Annotated in this window: 18 protein-coding genes; 11 read left to right on the forward strand and 7 right to left on the reverse strand. The window is 70.6% G+C overall.

Annotation, left to right across the window (positions count from 1 at the left end):
• Positions 1–267: 267 nt before the first annotated feature.
• Together DLJ49_RS01820 and DLJ49_RS01825 are read left to right on the forward strand one after the other, a co-directional pair.
• A complete protein-coding gene (locus DLJ49_RS01820) occupies positions 268–2,004 on the forward strand; it encodes a type I secretion system permease/ATPase (RefSeq protein ID WP_115391817.1) in 1,737 nt (578 codons plus the stop codon).
• 81 nt (positions 2,005–2,085) lie between these two features.
• Positions 2,086–3,351, forward strand: coding sequence for an HlyD family type I secretion periplasmic adaptor subunit (locus tag DLJ49_RS01825; protein WP_158547375.1), 1,266 nt, complete (start codon positions 2,086–2,088; stop codon positions 3,349–3,351).
• A gap of 130 nt (positions 3,352–3,481) precedes the next feature.
• Here the strand turns inward: DLJ49_RS01825 and DLJ49_RS01830 are convergent, their stop codons facing one another.
• The 5 genes from DLJ49_RS01830 to DLJ49_RS01850 form a co-directional block, all read right to left on the reverse strand.
• Positions 3,482–5,392 (reverse strand): prolipoprotein diacylglyceryl transferase, encoded by a 1,911-nt coding sequence (locus DLJ49_RS01830; protein WP_115391819.1) that lies wholly within the window; start codon positions 5,390–5,392, stop codon positions 3,482–3,484.
• A gap of 64 nt (positions 5,393–5,456) precedes the next feature.
• Complete coding sequence (locus DLJ49_RS01835) at positions 5,457–5,762, reverse strand: helix-turn-helix domain-containing protein (RefSeq protein WP_115392079.1); 306 nt, start codon at positions 5,760–5,762, stop codon at positions 5,457–5,459.
• A 283-nt stretch (positions 5,763–6,045) separates the two neighbouring features.
• Complete coding sequence (locus tag DLJ49_RS01840; RefSeq protein ID WP_115391820.1) at positions 6,046–7,467, reverse strand: glycosyltransferase family 4 protein; 1,422 nt, start codon at positions 7,465–7,467, stop codon at positions 6,046–6,048.
• A gap of 110 nt (positions 7,468–7,577) precedes the next feature.
• The gene (locus tag DLJ49_RS01845) at positions 7,578–8,117 is read right to left on the reverse strand and encodes an MgtC/SapB family protein (protein WP_115391821.1); all 540 of its coding nucleotides are present in this window, start codon (positions 8,115–8,117) and stop codon (positions 7,578–7,580) included.
• A 12-nt stretch (positions 8,118–8,129) separates the two neighbouring features.
• On the reverse strand, positions 8,130–8,984 hold the full coding sequence (locus DLJ49_RS01850; RefSeq protein WP_115391822.1) for an SDR family oxidoreductase: 855 nt from the start codon (positions 8,982–8,984) through the stop codon (positions 8,130–8,132).
• Positions 8,985–9,251: 267 nt separating this feature from the next.
• Between DLJ49_RS01850 and DLJ49_RS01855 the strand changes: the two genes are divergently transcribed.
• From DLJ49_RS01855 to DLJ49_RS01875, 5 genes are all read left to right on the forward strand, one after another.
• Positions 9,252–9,917: an exopolysaccharide biosynthesis protein gene (locus tag DLJ49_RS01855; RefSeq protein WP_115391823.1), complete on the forward strand. Its 666-nt coding sequence runs from the start codon at positions 9,252–9,254 to the stop codon at positions 9,915–9,917.
• Between the two features lie 155 nt (positions 9,918–10,072).
• On the forward strand, positions 10,073–11,866 hold the full coding sequence (locus tag DLJ49_RS01860) for an IlvD/Edd family dehydratase (protein WP_115391824.1): 1,794 nt from the start codon (positions 10,073–10,075) through the stop codon (positions 11,864–11,866).
• A 9-nt stretch (positions 11,867–11,875) separates the two neighbouring features.
• Complete coding sequence (locus DLJ49_RS01865; RefSeq protein WP_115391825.1) at positions 11,876–12,793, forward strand: sugar kinase; 918 nt, start codon at positions 11,876–11,878, stop codon at positions 12,791–12,793.
• 90 nt (positions 12,794–12,883) lie between these two features.
• Positions 12,884–13,642, forward strand: a complete 759-nt coding sequence (locus tag DLJ49_RS01870; RefSeq protein ID WP_369932366.1) for an SDR family oxidoreductase — start codon at positions 12,884–12,886, stop codon at positions 13,640–13,642.
• Positions 13,639–14,256, forward strand: a complete 618-nt coding sequence (locus tag DLJ49_RS01875) for an enoyl-CoA hydratase/isomerase family protein (protein WP_115391826.1) — start codon at positions 13,639–13,641, stop codon at positions 14,254–14,256. The genes DLJ49_RS01870 and DLJ49_RS01875 overlap by 4 nt, the downstream gene beginning before the upstream one ends.
• Before the next feature lie 8 nt (positions 14,257–14,264).
• Here DLJ49_RS01875 and DLJ49_RS01880 read toward each other — a convergent pair whose 3' ends face one another.
• The gene (locus DLJ49_RS01880) at positions 14,265–16,757 is read right to left on the reverse strand and encodes a mechanosensitive ion channel domain-containing protein (RefSeq protein WP_115391827.1); all 2,493 of its coding nucleotides are present in this window, start codon (positions 16,755–16,757) and stop codon (positions 14,265–14,267) included.
• 135 nt (positions 16,758–16,892) lie between these two features.
• Here DLJ49_RS01880 and hydA point away from each other — a divergent pair, with 135 nt between their 5' ends.
• The 4 genes from hydA (at position 16,893) to DLJ49_RS01900 (ending at position 20,445) form a co-directional block, all read left to right on the forward strand.
• A complete protein-coding gene (gene hydA, locus DLJ49_RS01885) occupies positions 16,893–18,287 on the forward strand; it encodes a dihydropyrimidinase (RefSeq protein ID WP_115391828.1) in 1,395 nt (464 codons plus the stop codon).
• A complete protein-coding gene (locus DLJ49_RS01890) occupies positions 18,284–18,679 on the forward strand; it encodes a VOC family protein (RefSeq protein ID WP_115391829.1) in 396 nt (131 codons plus the stop codon). Before hydA ends, DLJ49_RS01890 begins: the two co-directional genes overlap by 4 nt.
• 172 nt (positions 18,680–18,851) lie before the next feature.
• The gene (locus DLJ49_RS01895) at positions 18,852–19,541 is read left to right on the forward strand and encodes an aspartate/glutamate racemase family protein (RefSeq protein ID WP_115391830.1); all 690 of its coding nucleotides are present in this window, start codon (positions 18,852–18,854) and stop codon (positions 19,539–19,541) included.
• Entirely contained in the window at positions 19,531–20,445 is a 915-nt protein-coding gene (locus DLJ49_RS01900) for a dihydrodipicolinate synthase family protein (RefSeq protein ID WP_199533273.1), read from the forward strand. The genes DLJ49_RS01895 and DLJ49_RS01900 overlap by 11 nt, the downstream gene beginning before the upstream one ends.
• 4 nt (positions 20,446–20,449) lie before the next feature.
• Here the strand turns inward: DLJ49_RS01900 and DLJ49_RS01905 are convergent, their stop codons facing one another.
• Complete coding sequence (locus DLJ49_RS01905; protein ID WP_115391832.1) at positions 20,450–21,319, reverse strand: SDR family oxidoreductase; 870 nt, start codon at positions 21,317–21,319, stop codon at positions 20,450–20,452.
• Position 21,320 lies beyond the last annotated feature (1 nt).

Below are 21,320 nucleotides of genomic sequence, written 5' to 3' on the forward strand. Positions count from 1 at the left end.
CTGAAACCCCGAAGCCTCCCGAGAGATCGGGAGGCTTCTTCTTTCTCGGCCGGAGCGAGGCCGGGATCCGCCCGCCTTAATCGTCGGGAAACCAATGCCCGCCATGGTGGCCCGGCTTTCCCGAGGAGGGCGCTCGACCGTTGCCAATGCTGCAGGCTGCGTTTCCTTTGGATTGTCGAGGGACCGCTCGTGGCGTACATTAGAAACCTATGGAAGCTGCCTACCACGCCGCCCAAACGCGACGCTGACCGAAGGACGCCCCCACCCATGCGCGAAAAGACGTCGCTCGATCTCGCCTATCGGAAGTATCGATCCGCTTTCGCGGCCACGCTCGTGTTCAGCTTCTGCACGAACCTGCTGATGTTCGTGGGTCCGATCTACATGTTGCAGATCTATGATCGCGTGCTGGCCAGCCGCAACGAGACGACGCTGATCATGCTGACCGTGATCGCGGTCGCCCTGCTCGTCAGCTACGGCCTTCTGGAATTCACCCGCTCCAAGCTGCTCGTGCGGGCGGGCCTGCAATTCGACGAGGTTCTGGCGAACCCCGTGTTCCACCGCGCGGTCAAGCAGCAGGCAGCCGTCCCCAACAGCGCCGCCCACGTCGCCCTGCAGGACATCGACAAGGTGCGCGAGTTCATCACCGGCCAGGGTGTGCTCGCGTTCTTCGACGCGCCGTGGGTGCCGCTCTTTCTCGCGCTCTGCTTCGCCTTCCACCCCTGGCTCGGCATCGTGGCGACGGTCGGGGCGCTCATCATCTTCGCGCTCGCGCTCATAAACGAGTTCTCCACGCGCGGCAGCCTGTCGGAAGCGGGTCGTGCCTCGCAGGGCGCCTCGCATTTCGCCAGCACCGCTCTCCAGAACGCCGAGGTCATCCGCGCCATGGGGATGGAGCGGTCCCTGTCGGCGCGGTGGCGCAAGCAGCACGAGGAAATGCTCGACAACCAGGCCACGGCCAGCGCCCGGGCCGGCGGCGTCGTCGCCACGTCGAAATTCGTGCGGATGTCGATGCAGATCGCCATTCTCGGTGTCGGGGCCTACCTCGCCATTCAGCAGCAGATCTCGCCGGGCATCATGATCGCGGCGTCCATCGTGATGGGCCGGGCGGTGGCGCCCGTCGAGCAGGCGGTCGGGCAGTGGAAGCATTTCATTGCAATGCGCAACGCGCACACGCGCCTCAGGCAGCTCTTCGCCACGATTGACGAAGACCCAGAGCGTGTCGCGCTGCCCGCACCGCGCGGTGCGCTCACGGTCGAACAGGTCGTCGCGGTCGCCCCCGGCACGCGCGAGACGATCCTCCGAAACGTCTCGTTCGGCATCGACGCCGGCGAGGTGCTCGCCATCATCGGGCCGAGCGGATCGGGCAAGACCACGCTGGTGCGTCACCTCGTCGGCGCGTCGCAGCCGGCCACCGGCGCCGTCCGGCTCGATGGCACCGAGCTCGACCACTGGGATCCCGAGCAGCTCGGCCGCCATGTCGGCTACCTGCCGCAAGACGTGAAGCTGTTCCGCGGCACGGTGGGCGAGAACATCTCGCGCTTCCAGGATGACGGCAAGGACGACGAGATCGTGTCTGCCGCCACCCTCTCGGGCGCCCACGAGATGATCCAGAAGCTCGCCGAGGGTTACAACACCGATGTCGGCGACGGCGGCAACGTGCTCTCGGGCGGGCAGCGCCAACGCGTGGGCCTCGCGCGCGCCGTCTTCCGCGAGCCCTCCCTGGTCATCCTCGACGAGCCGAACTCCAATCTTGACAGTTACGGCGAGCAGGCCCTGATGAACTGCGTCAAGACGCTCAAGGGCAAGGGCAAGACGGTTGTGCTCGTCACCCACAAGACGAGCCTGCTCGCCCTGTCCGACAAGACCCTGATGCTGGTCGATGGCCGGGTAGAAAAGTTCGGGCCGACCAAGGAGATGTTCAAGCCGCAGGGCCAGAGCGACGCCGCCCGTGCCGATGGCCAGAAACCCTCTGTCGTCGCGCTCAACCCGAGCGCGCCGGGCTGATCGCGCGGCCCCAGCCCCGCGACCCGCCCCGACACTGAACGCAAGGACCACGACTTGGCAAAAGCTCGCAGCATTCGCCCCGTGACCCTCTTCGGGTTCGCCATCGTCTTCCTCACCTTTGGCGTCTTCGGCGTCTGGGCCGCCGTGGCCAAGATCGACAGCGCGGTCATCGCGCCGGGCGTCATCTCCCTCGAGGGGAACCGGAAGGTCGTCCAGCATCTCGAGGGCGGCATCGTCGAGGAAATCCACGTGGCGGAGGCCGATTCCGTTGACGAGGGCGATCTTCTGCTGCGCCTCAGCTCTGTCGAGGCGCGCTCCAACCTCGAGGTCGTGCGGACCCGTCTCGATCTCGCGCGGATCGTCGAGGCCCGGTTGCTCGCCGAGCGCTCCTCCGCCGAGGAGATGAGCCTGCCGGACCATCTCGCCGAGAGCGAGCGGCCGGGTATCCGCGAGGTGATCGACGATCAGCTCGAACTCTTCGTCGATCGCAGGTCGCTGTTGCAATCGCGGGTCGAGATCCTCGATGCGCGGATCGACCAGACGCACGAGCAGATTGCCGGCCTCGAACAGCAACGGGATGCGCTGGAGCGCCGCCTCGCCAATTATCGCGAGATGGTCGACAGGATGACGGAAGGCTCGCAGCAAGGTCTCGTGCAGACCAACCTGGTGTCTCAGCGTCAGGACGAGTTGATCCAGATCGAGGCCGATCTCGGTCGCGTCATCTCGGAGATCGCGACGGCGAAGACCACGATCAGCGAGACCGAGTTGCAGCGACTCCAGGCGACGCAGGAATATCGCGAGCGCGCCAATTCGGAGCTCGAGGAGATCCGCAGCCAGATCTCGGAATTCCAGGAGCGCATGAAGGTGGCGCAGGACGTGCTGACCAGGACGGAGGTCCGGGCGCCCGATTCCGGCACCATCCAGAACCTCAAGGTGCATACGGTCGGGGCCGTTATTCGTCCTGGCGACGTATTGATGGAGCTCGTCCCCGAGGACGAGCGCCTCATCATCAACGCTCGCGTGGCGCCGATCGACGCCGACAACGTCTTTCCCGGGATGGAAGCCGAAGTCCGCTTCACGGCGTTCAAGGCGCGGCTCACCCCTTTCGTGCTCGGGACCGTCGAAAGCGTCTCGAACGACGTGATCGAGCCGCAGAATCCGCAGGAAGCGCCCTATTTTCTCGCCCGCGTTCATGTCGCCGACGAGGATATCGAGGATGACGTGCAGGCGCGCCTGACCGCGGGCATGCCGGCCGACGTCGTCGTGACCGGGGGGGAAAGAAGCGTCCTGACCTACCTGTCTGCCCCTCTCATGGACGCTGTCCGCAAGAGCATGACGGAGGAATAGCGGCCTCGCGTTTCGGGCGCCGTCACCCTTCGACATCCGTTTCCGGACAGCCGGTGATCAGGCCGCCACGGAGAACCGACAGCAGCTGTGGGCAATCAAGCCACGCGCGGGGACATGCCGCGCTTCCGGGTCAGACCAGGAGACCGAACGCCTCATACTCGGATTGCGCGACGAGCGTGGTCACGGTGCCGCCGTCCGGCAAACCCCATGTCATGTAGACGGGGCTTTCCGTGAGACCCATGTCGACAAGCATGATCGCATCGTTCAGGGCCAGCGTCTCCAGATCATCCGTGCGCGAACTCACGAAGAGGATGAACTCTTCTGCCGTCTGGTCGAACATGGGATGGACCTGCTCGCGCTGATGCCCCGCCGAAGCGACGCGGCCGTCATGGGCCTCGGCACCCCCTTGGCTGACGACGGCTGCATGATCGACCTGCCCGCCTTGACCGGGGCGGTCGGGTGCCTGCAGTTCTGCAACCGGCTCGGTCCACACGGGCGGCGTGGGGGAGAGGCTGTCGATGCCGGATTCGTCCGTCGAGGCAATCTGGCGAGCGGGCGCGGTCGTCGAGCCGGCCGCGGACTGCGGCAGCGACCCGAGCAGAAGGGAATCGACCCCGGGCTTGCCCTCGTCACCGTGCGCGACAGCCAAGGCGGCATTGACCATCTCGCCACCCATCCCGCCGATGGACGCGAGATCGAAGCTCGCCTTGACCCTGAAACCGTCGAAGTCGAATGGACGTATCTCGGCCGGCAGCATGTCGACCAGATCATCGATCGAGAGAATCGCCGTCGGGAGGCCAACGTCGCCGGCCCGCTGATCGGGCGCATTCTCGCCAATCGCGTTCGCCGACATGCCCAGGAAGGCGAGGGGCTGACCGGTCGCGTCCGGTTGAATGACAACCCGGGGTGTGGCCGCCACGATCGCGGCATCCACCGGGGCATCACTCACCCCGAGCGGCAGGAGCCCATCGGCCTGTGCGACACCGGGCAATCCGCCCTCGCGCTCATCCGGCCGGCCGGCGACGAGCTCTGTGCCCGGTTCGGCCGCTCTCGTGCCGCTTTCGGGCGCGCTGCGCGCGCCCGCGATGACCGCGAGGCCAGCCTCGCGGGGGCCTGACGACGCATCCGCCTCGTCGTCCTGCGCGGGGGTGGGGATCGGCTCGTCGAGCGGCGAGACTGACAGCCGACCCGTCTCGCCGAGAAGGCCCTCCGACATGAACCCGCAGGCGATGGCGATCGAACTCAGGCCGGCCGCCACGCCGGAGACCAGCGGCACCCCCCCCGCCTTGTTCAGGGTATCGCGTTGCCCGCCGGCGCCCTCGGAGACGGCCGTGCGCCCATCGTCCAGCCCGCGCCCCGCATCTCCGGTCGCGGCGTCGGTCGTCGCGGCAAGGGGCTCCTCGATCGGCAGGCCGGAGCCGACATCGACCCCCGGCCCGCCGTCCGGGGAGACAATCCGGGCCGCATTGGCAGCGGCATCTTCGGGATCGACCTGCAACAGAACGATCTCTTCGGATTCAAGCAGCAGCGTCCAGACGAGGGCCGCAAGCATGGTGACCGGATGCAGGACGACATTGTCGCCGCGGTGAAGGCGCACGACCCGACCCAGCCCGGGCGCGGATGCGCCGGGCGACGGGGCGAGCGCGCCAGCCGAGAACGCGTCGATCAATTCGCCGAACGTCTCGCCCGCGAGCGGCTGCCCGAGGCTGGGACTGTCGAGCAGATAGCGCCCGTCGATCCGGCACAGGTGAATGAAGACATCGCCATCCGCTCGGCAGAAGACGCACCAGGGGTCGCCCTCGTCGGTGACGCCGCGATCGACCACGGTGCTCATGCCGGCTGCGGTAAGCAGGCTGCGCACATGGTAGATGCTCGCAAGCTCCTGGTTCGACCAGTCCACATTCTCGGCGGACGGCCCGGCCGGTTCTGAGATGGCATTGCGCGAGAGATCGTCGAACTGGACGAGATCAACTGTCTCGCACAGGAATTCTGTCGACTTCTTGTCGGACGGGCCGGGGGGGAAGTCGAAGATGTTGCTCATGCGCGCCGACCTTCAGCCAACCCTGTGAAGACCATGCCGGAAGACGAAGCCGTCCGTACCCCAGTCAGGACACGTCGTCATCGAAAAGGATGCTGTAGGTGGTCGGCTCGTAGTAGAAAAGCAACGTCTTGACGAACTGGCGCTGCTCGACCCCGAGGGCCTGCGCCCACTCGGCATAGCGGTGCACCGGTATGCGGCCCCGACCGTTCTCGAGTTGCGAGATGAAGGTGTAGTAATCGAGCGAGAGCCTGTCGGCGAGATCCCTCTGGGACAGGCCGCGCTCCTCGCGCAGCTTCTTCAGCCAGTGTCCCAGTGCGGCGCGTTGCTCCTTGGCCGCCTCCGGGCTTGTCTTGGGTGCTCCCGCAAGCATGTCGTCAATCCTCTCGGTCTGCCGGTGCCGGCACAACCCCACCGGACGAACCGTGTGCTCCATCCGGCCCTCTACAGTGAATCACTATATGGTCTGGATTGACGAAAAGCAAACGGCGACGGGCAGAAACCGACTTCTGGTCAGAGCGTTCCCGCCGCACCCCGGTTGACCTTTCGGCAATAATTCGCGGCTTCTCCGCCTGCGCGGCCCGTGTCCGACTGGCCGGCATGCCGCACGGCGGCCGGTCGCGGCCCGCCCGCCGCCGGCCCGCCCGCCGCCGGCCTTACCGCTGCCGGCCGATCGCGCCCACGAGATCGTCCGCCACGTCGCCCCAGCCGCGCAGCCGCGCCCGAGCGATGCGGCGCTCGAGGGCGGCGCGGTGGTCGGGGTCGGCCACGAGCCGCCGGCAGGCCGCCTCGATCGACGAGATCGAGCGGGGATCGCAGTATTCCACCATGTCGCCGCCGACTTCGGGCATCGACGAGACGCCAGACACGACGCCTGTCTTGCCGTAACCGAGGCTCTCGCCGATGGGCAGGCCCCACCCCTCCTTCAGCGAGACGCTGACCGTGAAGAGACTGTTGCGATACAGGTGGTCGAGCTCGGCATCCGTCGGCCCGTGAACCACCCGGATCCAGCCGCCGAGATTGCCGGTGGCCGCCATCAGCTTCTCGAAATCCTCGTTGAGCCAGCCGGCGCGGCCGGCCAGCACGAGGCGGGGCACGTCGAGCGAGGTGTCGGCGCGCAGCCTGTCCCAGGCTTGCGCCAGCGCCCAGAGGTTCTTGCGGATCTCGAGCGTGCCGACGGACAGCGCGTAGGGCCGCGTCGACAGGCTCGCCACGGAATCGCTCAGCCCCTGGCGGATGTCGACGCGATCACGGCCCGCGCGCACCGCGGGCGCCCTCGCCGCCGCCTCGTCCGGCAGGACGAGGCGCGACTGGGTCAGCGGTATCACGTCGATCGGGGCCTCGCTGCCATGCGCGTCGAGAAAGGCGCGCAGGTCTGCCGCGGTGGCTTGCGAATTGGCGAGGTAGCGGTCGGTGAACGCCATCGTCGCGGTCAGCCAGTCGCGGAACTCGAGTGCCGATTGCCGCGGGAAGAGCTCCGGGCACAGGATTGGGCAGAGATCATGCACCAGCAGCGCCACCTGAAGGCCGGCCTCGTGCGCCCGGCGATGCATCTCGATGATCCGGCGGTCGCGCCACGCGGCATCGAGCACGACCAAGGTGTCGCCGGGTCGGGCGTCGGCGGACAGGTCGCGTGGCGCGGGGCGGCGCGCCGTGGCACGCCCCGCGGCTTCCGCCTTCGCATCCATCCACTCGGAGATGGAGCTGTTGCGCTGCGCGAAATGCGCCTCGCGCCCGCGCGCGGCGTTCCAGTCGCGGATCGCCCTGTGGAAGCGATAGGCAAGCGGCCGATCGATGTATCGCCCGAGCGTGGGCAGGGGGCTACCCTTCGCGCCGTCGCCGCCGAGCGCCATCGACAGGCTGGCGACGTCGGCCACGCCTCCGGGGATCTCGGCCACCGGCAGCCAGCGATACTCGCCCGAGCCGAAATCGAGGAAGGCCAGAGCCGCCCGATCGCCCCCCACACGCTCGGCGACCTGGTGGATCAGGTTGAGCACGACGCGCTGGATTCCAGACGGGTGCTGATACTGCGCCACGAACCGGCGCAGATCGGAAATCTCGAAGAAGATCATGCTCATGGCGAAGGCTCGCTCGTTTCCTGTCCGCGTGCCGCCATGCCCGGCGGGGCCGCCTTAAGGTCCGGGCGGTCTATGGGGCAATTCGCGGACGAGCGCCAGAGCGGCCTCGATCATGCGCCAGGCGGCCGGCGCTCAACGCCCGGGCGCTCGTCGTTGCCGCCGCGCCGGCGGGTGAGGGCCCTTTCGCCGCGCCGCTCCAGCGATCCGAGCAGCCGGGTGACGATCAGCGCCAGAACGGTGGAGAGGGTAGCCAGCGGCCAGAGGCCGAGGCCGGCGGCCAGCCCGACCGAGGCCGACAGCCACAGCCCCGCCCCGGTGGTCAGCCCGCGCACCTTGTCGCCGGTGAAGATGATCATGCCCGCGGCGAGGAAGGCCACGCCGCTCGTGACCGCCTCGATGATGCGGATCGGGTCGGTTCGGACGGTGTCGGCGTAGCTGTCGGCGCGGCTCACGAGCTCGACCATGATGAGGGTATAGACGGCCGAAGCCAGCCCCACGAGAATATGCGTGCGCAGCCCGGCCGGCCGGTTCTTGACCTCGCGCTCCAGCCCGATCAGCGCACAGAGGAGGGCGGCGCCGCCCAGCCGCACGAGGAGCACCGGCCAGGAAAGGACGGGGGCGCCGAACAGCTCCGCCGAGAGCTCTGCCATTGCGCCGACCGCTCAGGCGTTGACCACGGTGCCCCCGTTCGGGTGCAGGCACTGGCCCGAGAAATAGCTGCCGTCGTCGGAGGCGAGGAAGAGGTACGAGGTTGCCACTTCCCATGGCTGGCCGGCACGGCCCATCGCCGTCTGCGTGCCGAAATCCCCGACGTTCTCGGCCGGGATCGAGCCGGGGATGAGGGGTGTCCAGATCGGCCCCGGCGCCACGGCGTTGACGCGGATGCCCCTGGGCGTCAGCGCCTTCGCCATGGATCGGGCAAGGGCCAGCGTCGCGCCGCGCGTCGTCGAATAGGCGACAAGACCGGCATTGCCTTTGAAGGCGTTGACCGAGGTGGTGTAGATGATCGACGCGCCCTCGCCGAGGTGGGGCAGCGCGGCCTGGGTGACGAAGAAGGCGCTCATCACGTTGCTGTCGACGATGCGGCGCAGGAACTCCTCGTCGATGTCCTCGAGGCCGCGGTCGAGCCATTGCTGCGCCGCGTTGTTCACCACGATGTCGAGCCGGCCGAACGCCTCGAGCGTCTTTTCCACCGCGTGCCGACACTGCTCTGCACGGCCGAGATCGCCGGGAATGGCGAGCGCCTTCGCACCTTCTGCCTCGACCAGCCGCTTGGTCTCTTCGGCGTCCTCGTGCTCGTTCAGGTAGGCGATGGCGGCATTCGCCCCCTCCCGGGCGAAGAGCACCGAGACCGCCCTGCCGATACCGCTGTCGCCGCCGGTGATCAGGGCCACCCTGCCCGTCAGCTTGCCCACGCCGGGATGGCGGGGCATGCAGTCGGGCTGCGGGGTCATCGGCCCTTCGAGGGCTGGCATCCTGTCCTGCTCCTGCGGCGGGATCGTGGGGGCATCGGGCATCGGTCTCTCTCTCCTGGCGCGGCGCGGCCGGACGGCGGTGTCGGGCTCGGGCGGATGGTCGCCGGGTTAACGGTGTGCCGCGGGCGGTGTTCCTGATGCGCCGCCCGCCGGCCGCGCTCGCCCGTCTGCCGATGTCACGGAACAGCTGCGGCGCCCGGCGCTTTCCGACAGGAGGCTTCGCGCCTAGGTAAGGCGTGAGAGCGGTGTCGGCGCGGGCCGGTGCGCGCGCTTCGGCCACGGGGCCGATTTCCCATCGAGAGCGACCGAATGACCGACCAGAGCGATCCACAGACCTATGACGACGCGGTGGCCCGGCACGGTCGATCCGGCCTCGGCCCGGTGCAGGAGATCGTCGCCCGGCTCGAGGGCCCGTCGCAGAACGAGAGGGTGACGCTCGGCGACGCAATCGAGGCGTTCGGTCGCCGCTCCTTTCTGCCGCTGCTGATGGTGCCGGCGCTGCTCGTGGTCTCGCCGCTCTCGGGCATTCCGTTCTTCTCGTCGCTCTGCGGCCTGACCATCGCGCTCATCGCCGGGCAGATGCTCTGGCCGGGGCAGGATTACCTCTGGTTGCCCGATCGCTTCACCCGGCAGACCATCAGCGGGGAGCGCGCGCGCAATGCGTTGGCCCGGCTCGCCCGCTTCGCCCGCTGGCTCGACACGCATTCAAGGGAGCGGTTCTCGGTGCTCGTCGGTCACCGCCCCGGGCGCAAGGCCATCGAGGTGTGCTGCCTGCTCGCCGGTCTGTCGATGCCGGTGCTCGAGATCGTGCCCTTCTCGTCGTCGATCCTGGGGGTTTCGGTGTTGTTCATGGCGACCGGCCTGCTCACGCGCGACGGCCTGTTCGCGCTGCTCGGCCTGTGCGTGCTGGTCGCCACGCCGCTCTTGCCCGTGCTCGTGGTCGACAACGTGCTGGATGGCAACGGCGCAGGCTGACCGGTGCGGCAATTGACAGCGGGCAGCCCCCTTCCTAGCGTCCGCCGCACTGCGTGCGCCCCGCCCGCCAGCGGCAGCCGATCCGCACCCGCACCCGCCCGGACCACGCTGCACGGCCGTCGGCGCGTGCGCCTCGGGCCAGACCGGAGCCACCCATGACGACCAAGAAACCCGACCTGCGCTCGCGCCAGTGGTTCGACAATCTCGACGATCCCGAGATGACGGCGCTCTACATCGAGCGCTATCTCAACTACGGGCTCACGCTGGACGAGCTGCGCGCGGGCAAGCCGATCATCGCCATCGCCCAGACGGGCAGCGACCTGTCGCCCTGCAACCGCCACCATCTCGAACTGGCCAAGCGCGTGCGCGACGGCATCACCGCGGCGGGCGGCGTGCCGCTCGAGGTGCCGTGCCACCCGATCCAGGAGACGGGAAAGCGCCCGACGGCGATGCTCGACCGCAACCTGCAGTATCTCTCGCTGGTCGAGAGCCTGTTCGGCTACCCGATCGACGGCGTGGTTCTGACCATCGGCTGCGACAAGACCACGCCGGCGCTGCTGATGGCGGCGGCGACGGTGGGCATTCCCGCGCTCGCGCTTTCGGTCGGGCCGATGCTCAACGGCTGGCACAAGGGCAAACGCGCGGGCTCGGGCAGCGTGATCTGGGACGCACGGCAGCGCATGGCCGCCGGCGAGATCGACGCCGAGGAATTCCTGCAGATCGCCGCCTCGTCGGCCCCCTCGGTCGGCTACTGCAACACGATGGGCACGGCGACGACGATGAACTCGCTCGCCGAGGCGCTCGGCATGCAGCTTCCCGGCTCGGCCGCGATCCCCGCGCCGCACCGCGAGCGGGGTCAGATGGCGTGGCATACCGGGCAGCGCATCGTCGAGATGGTGCACGAGGATCTGCGGCCCGCCGGTGTCATGACGCGGGAGGCGTTCGAGAACGCCATCGTCGTGTGTTCGGCGCTCGGCGGCTCGACCAACGCGCCCATCCACCTCAACGCCATCGCGGCGCATCTCGGCATCGAACTGACGAACGCCGACTGGGAGCGGATCGGCTACGAGATCCCTCTCCTGGTCAATCTCCAGCCCGTCGGCACCTATCTCGGCGAGGATTTCCACCGCGCGGGCGGCGTGCCGGCCGTCGTGGGAGAGTTGCTGCGGGCGGGGCTGCTGCCGCACCCCGACGCGCCCACCGCCGCGGGCCGCACGATGCGCGATCTCTACGCGGGCGCTCCGATCCACGACGCCGACGTGATCCGCACCCTCGACGCGCCGATCCTGCGGAACGCGGGGTTCCTGAACCTCTCGGGCAATCTCTTCGACTCCGCGATCATGAAGACCTCGGCCATCGGCGACGAGTTCCGCGCGCGTTACCTCGAGACGGCCGACGACCCCATGGCCTTCGAGGGCACCGCGGCGGTGTTCGACGGGCCCGAGGATTATCACGCCCGTATCGACGACCCCGCACTCGCACTGGACGAGCATACGGTGCTCGTCATGCGCGGGGCCGGGCCGATCGGATATCCCGGCGGGGCCGAAGTGGTGAACATGCGCCCGCCCTCCTACCTCATCAGGCGCGGCATCCGCGCGCTGCCCTGCATCGGAGACGGCCGGCAATCGGGCACGTCCGGCTCGGCGTCGATCCTCAACGCCGCGCCCGAGGCGGCCGACGGCGGGGGGCTGGCCCTGCTGCGCATGGGCGACAGGGTGCGCGTCGACCTAAATACCCGCCGCGCCGACATGCTCGTGCCCGAGGACGAGATCGCGCGCAGGCGGGCGGAGCTCGAAGCGGCCGGCGGCTATCCCGTCCCCGAGAGCCAGTCGCCCTGGCAGGCGCTGTTCCGCGAGAAGGTGCGCCCCTTCGACAAGGGCGCGGTGATGCGCGGGGCGACCGAACACCGCGACATCGCGGGCCGGCACCTGCCGCGCAACAACCACTGAGGGGGGCGCATGGGCTGCCAGATCCTCTGCCTTGGCGAGCCGCTGGTCGAGTTCAACCAGGTCGGCGGCACCGAATGGCGCCAGGGCTTCGGCGGCGATGTGTCGAACGTGGCGGTCGCCGCGGCCCGTCAGGGCGCGCGGGCGGGCATCGCGACGCGGCTGGGCTCTGACGGCTTCGGGCGGATGCTGCGCGAGATGTGGGCGGCCGAGGGCGTCGATGCCGCCGCCGTCGAGGCCGATGCCGAGGCGCCAACGGGCCTCTACTTCGTCACCCACGGGGACGAGGGGCATGCCTTCGAGTATCGCCGGGCGGGCTCGGCCGCGAGCCGGATGACGCCCGGCACCCTGCCGCGCGCCGCCATCGAGGCGGCCGGAATCCTGCACCTTTCCGGTATCAGCCAGGCGATCAGCGAGAGCGCGCGCGCCGCCACCGTCGCGGCGATGGAGGCGGCGCGCGCTTCGGGCGCCCGCGTTTCCTACGACACCAACCTGCGCCTTGCGCTCTGGCCGCTGGACGACGCGCGGTCCGCGATCCTCGACGCGCTGTCGCGCGCCGATATCGCCCTGCCGGGCATCGACGACGCAAGGGCGGTTCTGGGCGAGGACGATCCCGAGCGCATCGTGGCGGCCATCCGCGACCTCGGCCCCGGGATCGTGGCTCTGACCCTCGGCAGGGAAGGCGTGCTTCTGGCCGACGGCGAGACGGTGACCCACGTGCCGGGCGTCGCGGTCGAGGCGGTCGACGCCACCGGCGCGGGCGATTGCTTCGACGGCGCCTTCCTCGCCCGCCTGGCCCTTAACGACACGGCCCTCGACGCGGCGCGCTACGCCGCCGCCGCGGCGTCGCTCTCGACGACGGGCTACGGCGCGGTCGCGCCCATCCCCCGCCCCGACGCGGTGCGCGCGGCGCTCGACGCCCGGGGCTGAGCGCCGCCCTCGGCGGGTGCGCCTCGGGCGCCCGTTGATCGCCCTGCCGCGGCTCGGTAGCGTCGGCGCGCAACAGACATGGAGGCACGCATGGGCGGGATGGACGGCAAGTCGGTCATGATCACCGGGGCGAGCCGGGGGATCGGCGCGGCCGCCGCGCGCGCCTTCGCCGAGGCCGGCGCCCGGGTGGCGCTTCTCGCCCGCACCGAGGACAGCATCGCCGAGATCGCCGGCGAGATCGGGCCCGATCACGCCATCGCCATCCCGTGCGACGTGTCGCGCTACTGGGAGGTCGAGACGGCGGTGAAGGCGACGGTGGGTGCCTTCGGGCGGCTCGACGTGCTGGTGGGCAATGCCGGCATCATCGACCCGATCGGCCACATGGGCGGCCTCGACCCCGACGCATGGGGCCAGGCCATCGACGTGAATCTCAAGGGTGTCTTCCACGGGATGCGCGCGGCGCTGCCGGTGATGCTGGAGCAGGGCGGCGGCACGGTCATCACCGTCTCGTCGGGCGCGGCGCACGGGCCGGTCGAAGGCTGGTCGGCCTATTGCGCGTCGAAGGCGGGCGCGGCCATGCTGACCCGCATGCTCGACAAGGAATACGGGCCGCGCGGCATCCGCGCCATGGGCCTCTCGCCAGGCACCGTCGCCACCGACATGCAGCGCGAGATAAGGGCCTCGGGCATCAACCCGGTCAGCCAGCTCGACTGGTCGGAGCATATCCCGCCCGACTGGCCGGCCAAGGCGCTGGTCTGGATGTGCGGGCCCGAGGCGGCCGCCCATGCGGGGCAGGAGATCAGCCTGCGCGACGAGGGCATCCGCGCCACGCTGGGGCTGTCGCGGTGATCCGGCTCGACCGCGACGGCCCGGTCTGGACGCTGACGCTCGACCGACCCGACAAGGCCAACGCGCTCACGCGCGAGATGCTGGTGCAGATCCGCGATGCGGCGGCCGAGGCCGAGCAGGCCGGGTTGGCCGCGCTGATCCTGACGGGCACCGGCAAGGTCTTCTCCTCGGGGGCCGACATCGACGCGGCGCGGGCGGGGCTGGCGACCGACGGTGTGTGGGAGGAGGTGTCGTCGCGGATCGCGCGGCTGCCCTTCCTGACGGTCGCGGCGCTGAACGGCACGCTCGCCGGCGGCGCCTTCGGCATGGCACTGGCCTGCGACCTGCGGCTCGCGGTGCCGGGGGCCAGCTTCTTTTACCCGGTGATGCGGCTCGGCTTCCTGCCGCAGCCGTCCGACCCCGCGCGCCTCGCGGCGCTGATCGGGCCGTCGCGCGCGCGGATGCTGCTGATGGCGGGTCAGAAGATCGACGCCGAGACCGCGCTTGCCTGGGGCCTCGTGGACCGGATCGTGCCGAGAGAGGCGCTAGTCGAGGAGGCCCGCGCCCTGGCCGAGGCCCCGGTGGCCGCGCCGGAGCACATCCGGCGCACGATCAAGCGGATGATCCGCGGCTGAAGGCGGCATCAGGGGTCGTCGGAGGCGGGCATGTCGGTGCCGTGCACGGTCTGGTGCGTGCTCGTCGGCTCGGACTCGCGTGGCGTCTCCTCGCGGCTGGCGGCCGCACGCTCCCGCTCGATCCGCATGTGCAGCGGCGGCGCCTTGCCCTGCTTGTCCTCGCCGAAATACAGCGTCTGGTGCGGGAACGGTATCTCGATGCCCCGCTCGTCGAAGATGCGCTTGACGATGCCGTTGTAGGCCCGTCCGACGCCCCATTGCTGGCCCGGCGCCGTCTTGATCCGCGCCCGCATCACCAGTTCGCTCGCGCCGAAGGCATTGAGGCCGAACCATTCGAGGTCGCCGATCACGTGCTGCCCAACCTCCTCGTCGCGGCGCAGCTCGTCGAAGGCGTCGTTCATGGCCTGGCGCACGTCGTCGACGTTCTCGCGATAGGCGACGCCGATATCCGCCACATGATAGGAGAACTCGCGCATGTAGTTCGAGATCTTGGCGGCCGACGAGAACGGGATGACATGCACCACGCCCGACAGGTCGCGCAGGGTGACCGAGCGCACCGTCAGCTTCTCGACCGTGCCGACGGTGCCGCCGACATCGACCACGTCGCCCACGTTCATCGCGCCCTCGGCCTGGATGAAGATGCCCGAGAAGATGTCCTCGACCATGCGCTGCGCGCCGAACGAGATGGCGAGGCCGATCACACCGGCCGAGGCGATCAGCGGCCCCACGTTCATGCCGAGCTGCGCGAGCGAGGTGATGCCGCCGATGATGATGATGGCCACGGTCGCGGCGTTCTTCATCAGCGTCAGCAGGGTGATCTCGCGCGGGGTGGGCACCGAGCCGACGAAGGGGTTGAGCCGGTAGTCGACCCACGAGGTCATGCCGAGCCAGACCACCGACAGGACCGCGACGATCAGGAACACGCTGAACAGCCCGCTCGACAGCCGCTCCACCGCGTCGGAGGTCAGCAGGCCGCCCAGCGTCTGCAGCCCGAGGATCTCGAGCACCACGACAAGCGCGACCACCGCGATCAACAGCCGCGCGATCCGCAGCACCGCGGGCACGAGCTGGTTCAGGCGCTCCTCGAGCAGCGGCAGGCGCAGCGCGAGCGCATCGGGCACGCGCAGGCGCCGCGCGGCTGCCGCCGCGAGGGCGCCGAACAGAACGGCCGCCACGACGATCACCAGGGCCACCTGCGAGGTGGTGACGAGCAGCGGCACCAGCACGTTGCCCGGCCGCGTCATCACCGTGATCAGCACGTAGAACAGGTAGGCCAGCACCGGCCAGTGCCAGCGCAGGGCCAGCGGCTTGAGGGGGCCTGCAAGGGGCATCGTCCGCTCTTCCGAGGCCAGCCAGTCGGCGACGCCGCGCCGCCACCTCAGCACGAACACGATCAGACCGGCGACCACCAGGGTCGAGAGCACCGCCGCCGTTGCCCGGCCCACGAAGACAGACACCCCCGAGGACACTACTGGCACGACCCAGAACTGGCCGTAGCCCATCACGTAGATCACCGAGATGCCGACCCGCCACAACCAGCGGATCGCCACGTCGGGCAGGCCGACCACCCGCACTTCGGGCGTCAGGGGTGACAGGACGAGGCGCAGGAGGACCGCCGATATCTCGACTGCCGCGAAGGCGTAGATGAACAATGCGCCACTGTCGGAGAGCTGCGCCTGCCCGTTCTCGTCTGCCTGGACGAGGCCGAGCGCGAAGAGCGCGAATATGCCGGCGAAGACCGCCAAGGGCAGGGTGACCAGATCGAGCGCGCTGGCACCGAGACGGCGGAACACCCGGTTGAACCAGTTCGGATCGGGGCGCTTCGGCAGCATGCGGCGGCGCAGGGGGCGCGCGATCAGCCGCAGCACGATCAAGCTCGTGTAGATGGCAAGGGCCAGCGGCGCGATCCTGTGGACCGCCTCGATCAGGGCGTTTCCCTCGAAGGCGCGCGCCGACAGGGCGACCGTGGAGGGAATGCGCTGCACCCTCAGCCAGATCTGGCCGAGTTCGTCGACCAGCCAGCGGGCCACCTGCCGCGTCGCGTCGGCGGCACGGGCGCCGATGGTGTTATCGGCCGCGGGCGCTGCGGGCGCGGGTGCAGGCGCCGCCACCCCGTCGGGCGGCTGCGCTCCGCCGTCGCTCGCGGCCGCACCCGCGCCGTCCGCCGCTCCGGCGGCCGCGGCTTCCAGCTCGCGGATCAGGGCCTCGCGTGCGGCCTCGTCGCGCAGGATGTCGATCAGGGCCTCGGTCGGGCTGCCCCCGGCCCGGGGCGCTGCGCTCTCCCCCGGGGCCGTCTCGGTCGGCGCTTCCGGCGTCGGCTGGGCGGGTTGCGCGGGCTGCCCCCCGCCGACGCCGCCCAGCGCGTCGGGCAGGCCCGGGATCGGCAGCACCTGCGCATGCGCCGGGGCTGCGGCCCAGAAGAGCCAGAGCGCGATCGCGGCGAGGAACGCGGCGCTGATCCGGGCAAGGCCGAGCGGGAGGGCGTGGGGGCGTTGCTGCATGGACCTCCGTTCGCATGCGGGCTGGCGTGCCGCAAGCCCGGCGCGGCCCTTGCGGCGCCCGTCCGCCCGGCCCATTCTGCACCCCGGCGCGGAACCGCAGGGGTCCTGCGCCGCGATCCGGGGGGCGAGGGCCGCATGACCTACGACATCGTGATCCGCGGCGGCGACGTGATCGCCCGGGCCGGCCGCTTCACCGGCGACATCGCCGTATCAGGCGGGCGCATCGTGGCGCTGGGCGCCGGCCTCGGCCCGGCCGACCGCGAGATCGATGCAGCGGGCCGGGTCGTCACGCCCGGCGGCGTCGACCCGCATTGCCATATCGAGCAGCTCTCGGGCATGGGCCTCGTGAACGCCGACACGTTCGAGACCGCCACCGCGGCCGCCGCGATGGGGGGCACGACGACGCTGATCTCCTTCGCCGCCCAGATGCGGGGCGAGCGCCCGCGTGACACCGTCGCCGCCTATTCCGACCGCGCCCGGCGCGGGGCGCGGGTGGATCACGCCTTTCACGTCTCGGTGGCAGATCCGGCCGCTCCCCACTTCCACGACGACCTGATGGCCCTCGCCGCAGAGGGGCACCGCTCGATCAAGGTCTTCACCACCTACGCGATCGGCCTCGGCGACGCGGAGATCCTCTCGGTCATGGATACCGCGCGCGAAGCCGGCGCGCTGGTCTGCGTGCATTGCGAGACCGACGCCATCGTCGCCCGTGAGCGCGCCCGCCTGCTGGCGGCCGGCCGGACCCGGCCGCTCGACCACGCCGCCTCCCGCCCGCGCGAGGCCGAGGCGGAGGCCGTGCACCGCATCTGCCGCTTCGCCGAGTTGACCGGCGCGCGGGTGATGATCTTTCACGTCACCTGCATCGAGGCGCTGGAGGAAGTGCGCGCCGCCCGCGCCCGCGGCGCGCCCGTGCTGGCCGAGACCTGCACGCATTACCTGTTCCAGACAGAGGCCGATCTCGACCGCCCCGGCCTCGAGGGCGCCAAGTGGATGTGCTCGCCCCCGCAGCGCGCGCCCGCCGACCGCGACGCTCTGTGGGAGGGTCTGGCGCGCGGCGACCTCGCGCTCGTCTCGTCCGACCACGCGCCCTACCGGTTCGACGCCTCCGGCAAGCTCGCGGCGGGAGAGGCTCCGCCGTTCGACAGGATCGCCAACGGCCAGCCGGGCCTCGAGCTGCGGCTGCCGCTGCTGTTCGACGCGATGGTGACCCAGGGGCGGCTCGGCGCGCAGGCCTTCGTGGAGTTGACGGCGACCGCGCCCGCCCGCCTCTACGGCCTGCCGCGCAAGGGTGACATCGCGCCGGGCATGGACGCCGACCTCGTGCTCTGGGATCCGGGGCGCACCCACACGTACGGCGCCGACGACCTGCACGACAACGTGGGCTACAACCCGTTCGAGGGCCACACCGTCACCGGCTGGCCCGAGCGCGTGCTCCTGCGCGGCGAGACCATCGTCGAGGACGGGGTGCTGCACGCCGGGCCCGGGTCCGGCCGCTGGATCGCCCGCCCGGAGCCGGGGGCGCCGCGATGAGCGCCGCCGCCCGCCCCGAAGGCGCGACCCTCGCGATCACGTTTCTCTACTATCGCGATCTCGCCGCGGCGGCGCGGTTCTACGAAGACGTGCTCGGCCTGCCGCTGGCGATCGACCAGGTCTGGTCTCGCATCTACCGGCTGGCCGGCGGCGCCCATGTCGGTCTCGTCGACGAAGCCAGGGGCGCCCACCGCGCATCGGACAGCAAGCCCGTCCAGCTCTGCCTGCGGGTGCCGGATGTGGACGCATGGCATGTCTGGGCCGCGGCGCGGCGGGTGGGTGCGCTGACACCCGTGCGCGACAACGACGCCCTCGGCATTCGCGTCTTCACCTTCGAGGATCCCGAGGGCCATCAGATCGAGATCCAGACGCCGACACGGGAGGGCGCATGAACCCTGCGCACGGCCATGCGGCCCGCGGCGGCCGGGCGTCTCCCTCGGGGCGGGACCTGCCCGTGCTTGGACCCCCCCTGCTTGGCCTGTCCGGGCGGGGCCTGTCCGACGCCCCGCCCGCCCACCCGCGTCGGACAGGCCCCGCCCCCACGCGCCGGCACGGAGCCCCGGCATGACCTTCGACCGCGCGCTCGTCGTCATCAACCCCAATTCGTCGGAGCACGTGACCGACGGCATCGCCGAGGCCATCGCGCCGCTGACGGGCCGCGGCACGCCGATCCGCTGCGTCACGCTGCACGACGGCCCGCCCGGCATCGAGAGCCAGGCACAGGCCGACGCAACGGTGCCGCACCTGCTTTCCCTCGCCGCCGATCTGGAGGCCGAGGCGGCGGGCTTCGTGATCGCCTGCTTCTCCGACCCCGGCCTGCATGCACTGCGCGGCCGCACGGCCCTGCCCGTGACCGGCATCGGCGAAGCGGCCTGCCTGACGGCGCTGTCGCTCGGCGACCGCTTCGGCGTGATCTCGATCCTGCCCGCCTCGATCCCCCGCCACCGGCGCGCGCTTCGCGCCATGGGGATCGAGGGCCGCTGCGCCGGCGACCGCGCCATCGGCCTGGGCGTGGGCGACCTCGCTGCCGCCGACGCGCGCGACCGGATGGAGGAGACAGCCCTCGCGCTGCGCGACGACGACGGCGCCGACGTGCTGATCCTCGGATGTGCCGGCATGGCCCATGCGCGGGCCTGGCTGGAAGAGGCCACCGGCCTGCCCGTGATCGACCCCTGCCAGGCCGGCGCGGCGATGGCGCTGAGCCAGATCGCCCTCGGTCTCACCCACGCACAGGAGCCTGCACATGCTCGATGAAACCGCCTCCGGCGTCTTCACCATCGCCTGCACCCCTTTCCTGCCCGACGGCACGCTCGACGAGGGCAGCATCGACCGCATGGTCGATTTCTACGTCGAGAAGGGCGCGACGGGGCTGACCATCCTCGGCATGATGGGCGAGGCGGGAAAGCTGACGGCAGAAGAATCGGTGACTGTCGTCCGCCGGGTCTGCGCGCGCACCGACCTGCCGGTGGTGGTGGGTGTCTCGGCCCCCGGCTTTGCCGCGATCACCGCCCTGGCGCGCGAGGCGATGGAGGCGGGCGCGGCCGGTGTCATGGTGGCGCCCCCCGGCAGCCTGCGCACCGACGATCAGATCCTGGGCTACTACCGCACCGTGGCCGAAATGCTGGGCGACATCCCGTGGGTCCTGCAGGACTTTCCGCTGGTGACGAACGTGCAGATCGCGCCGAAGGTGATCGACCGTATCGTGGCGGAGTGCCCGCGCTGCGTCATGCTCAAGCACGAGGACTGGCCGGGGCTGGAAAAGATCAGCGCGCTGCGTCGCACCTCGGCCGCCGGCGGGCGGCGCATCTCGATTCTCACCGGCAACGGCGGCCTGTTCCTGCCCGAGGAGATGGCACGCGGCGCCGACGGCGCGATGACCGGATTCGCCTACCCCGAGATGATGGCCGCGATCGTGCGCCTCTGGCACGCGGGCGAGACCGAGCGGATGCACGCCACCTTCGCCGCCTACCTGCCCCTCGTGCGCTACGAGAGCCAGCCGGGCCTCGGGCTGGCCATCCGCAAGCACACGCTGGCGAAGCGCGGCGCCATCGCCCACCCTGCCCTGCGCAAGCCCGGGCCGGCCCTGTCGCAAGAGACGGTCGCCGAGATCGAGGCGCTGATCGCCCGGCAGGAGGCGCGGCTGGCCGAGCTCGGCTGACGGCTCAGCCGCCCTCGGCGGCGAGCACGGCGGCGAGGCCCTCGCGGTAGGTCGGGTAGAGCAGGCGCACGCCGAGACGCTCCTTGATCCGGTCGTTCCGCACCCGCTTGCTCTCGGCGTAGAAGCTGCGGGCCATGGGAGACATCCCGGCCGCCTCGAAGGGCACCTCCGGGGGCGGTGGCAGGCCGAGCAGGCGGGCCGCCTCCTCCAGCACGTCCTGCGGGGGGGCCGGATCGTCGTCGCACACGTTGAAGGCGGTGCCGCCGGGCGCGGCCGCCTCGGGTCGGGCCATGGCGGCAGCGACGACCTGGGCGATGTCGTCGACATGGATGCGCGAGAAGACCTGGCCGGGCTTGACGATCCGCCGCGCCGTGCCGCTGCGCACCCGCTCGAAGGGACCCCGGCCGGGGCCGTAGATGCCGGCGAGACGAAAGATGGCGAGCGGCCAGCCGCCATCTTCCGAGACCGTGCGCCACTGCTCTTCGGCGAGCGCCCGGCGGCGTCCCCGTTCGGTGCCCGGCGCAAGCGGGCTGTCCTCGTCGACCCAATCGCCGTCGGCGTCGCCGTAGACGCCGGTGGTGGAGAGATAGCCCACCCAGGCCGGCCGTGCCCGCGCCAGTGCCCCGCCGAGACGCCGCAGGAACGGGTCGCCTGCCTCGTCGGGGCCGGCCGAGGCCAGGATGTGGGTCGCCTCGGCGATGTCGTCGGAAAGGTCGGCGCCCGGCCAGACCCGCGGCTCCACGCCCTCTTCGCGCAGGGCGGCGGCCTTGTCCGGGCTGCGGGTCGTGCCGATCACGCGCCAGCCGGGGCCGAGGCTCTGCGCCAGCGTCCGCGCCGAATAGCCGTGACCGAGCGAAAGAAGGGTGCCCGCCATC

It is taken from the genome of Rhodovulum sp. 12E13 (assembly GCF_003340565.1).
Classification (GTDB): Bacteria; Pseudomonadota; Alphaproteobacteria; order Rhodobacterales; family Rhodobacteraceae; genus HLUCCA09.

Bases quoted from the DNA above. Each gene is read 5' to 3' on its own strand.
- DLJ49_RS01820 (WP_115391817.1), top strand. From the start codon at position 268: ATGCGCGAAAAGACGTCGCTCGATCTCGCCTATCGGAAGTATCGATCC.
- DLJ49_RS01830 (WP_115391819.1), bottom strand. From the start codon at position 5,392: ATGAGCAACATCTTCGACTTCCCCCCCGGCCCGTCCGACAAGAAGTCG.
- DLJ49_RS01835 (WP_115392079.1), bottom strand. From the start codon at position 5,762: ATGCTTGCGGGAGCACCCAAGACAAGCCCGGAGGCGGCCAAGGAGCAA.
- DLJ49_RS01840 (WP_115391820.1), bottom strand. From the start codon at position 7,467: ATGAGCATGATCTTCTTCGAGATTTCCGATCTGCGCCGGTTCGTGGCG.
- DLJ49_RS01845 (WP_115391821.1), bottom strand. From the start codon at position 8,117: ATGGCAGAGCTCTCGGCGGAGCTGTTCGGCGCCCCCGTCCTTTCCTGG.
- DLJ49_RS01850 (WP_115391822.1), bottom strand. From the start codon at position 8,984: ATGCCCGATGCCCCCACGATCCCGCCGCAGGAGCAGGACAGGATGCCA.
- DLJ49_RS01855 (WP_115391823.1), top strand. From the start codon at position 9,252: ATGACCGACCAGAGCGATCCACAGACCTATGACGACGCGGTGGCCCGG.
- DLJ49_RS01860 (WP_115391824.1), top strand. From the start codon at position 10,073: ATGACGACCAAGAAACCCGACCTGCGCTCGCGCCAGTGGTTCGACAAT.
- DLJ49_RS01865 (WP_115391825.1), top strand. From the start codon at position 11,876: ATGGGCTGCCAGATCCTCTGCCTTGGCGAGCCGCTGGTCGAGTTCAAC.
- DLJ49_RS01870 (WP_369932366.1), top strand. From the start codon at position 12,884: ATGGGCGGGATGGACGGCAAGTCGGTCATGATCACCGGGGCGAGCCGG.
- DLJ49_RS01880 (WP_115391827.1), bottom strand. From the start codon at position 16,757: ATGCAGCAACGCCCCCACGCCCTCCCGCTCGGCCTTGCCCGGATCAGC.
- hydA (WP_115391828.1), top strand. From the start codon at position 16,893: ATGACCTACGACATCGTGATCCGCGGCGGCGACGTGATCGCCCGGGCC.
- DLJ49_RS01890 (WP_115391829.1), top strand. From the start codon at position 18,284: ATGAGCGCCGCCGCCCGCCCCGAAGGCGCGACCCTCGCGATCACGTTT.
- DLJ49_RS01895 (WP_115391830.1), top strand. From the start codon at position 18,852: ATGACCTTCGACCGCGCGCTCGTCGTCATCAACCCCAATTCGTCGGAG.
- DLJ49_RS01900 (WP_199533273.1), top strand. From the start codon at position 19,531: ATGCTCGATGAAACCGCCTCCGGCGTCTTCACCATCGCCTGCACCCCT.
- DLJ49_RS01905 (WP_115391832.1), bottom strand. From the start codon at position 21,319: ATGGCGGGCACCCTTCTTTCGCTCGGTCACGGCTATTCGGCGCGGACG.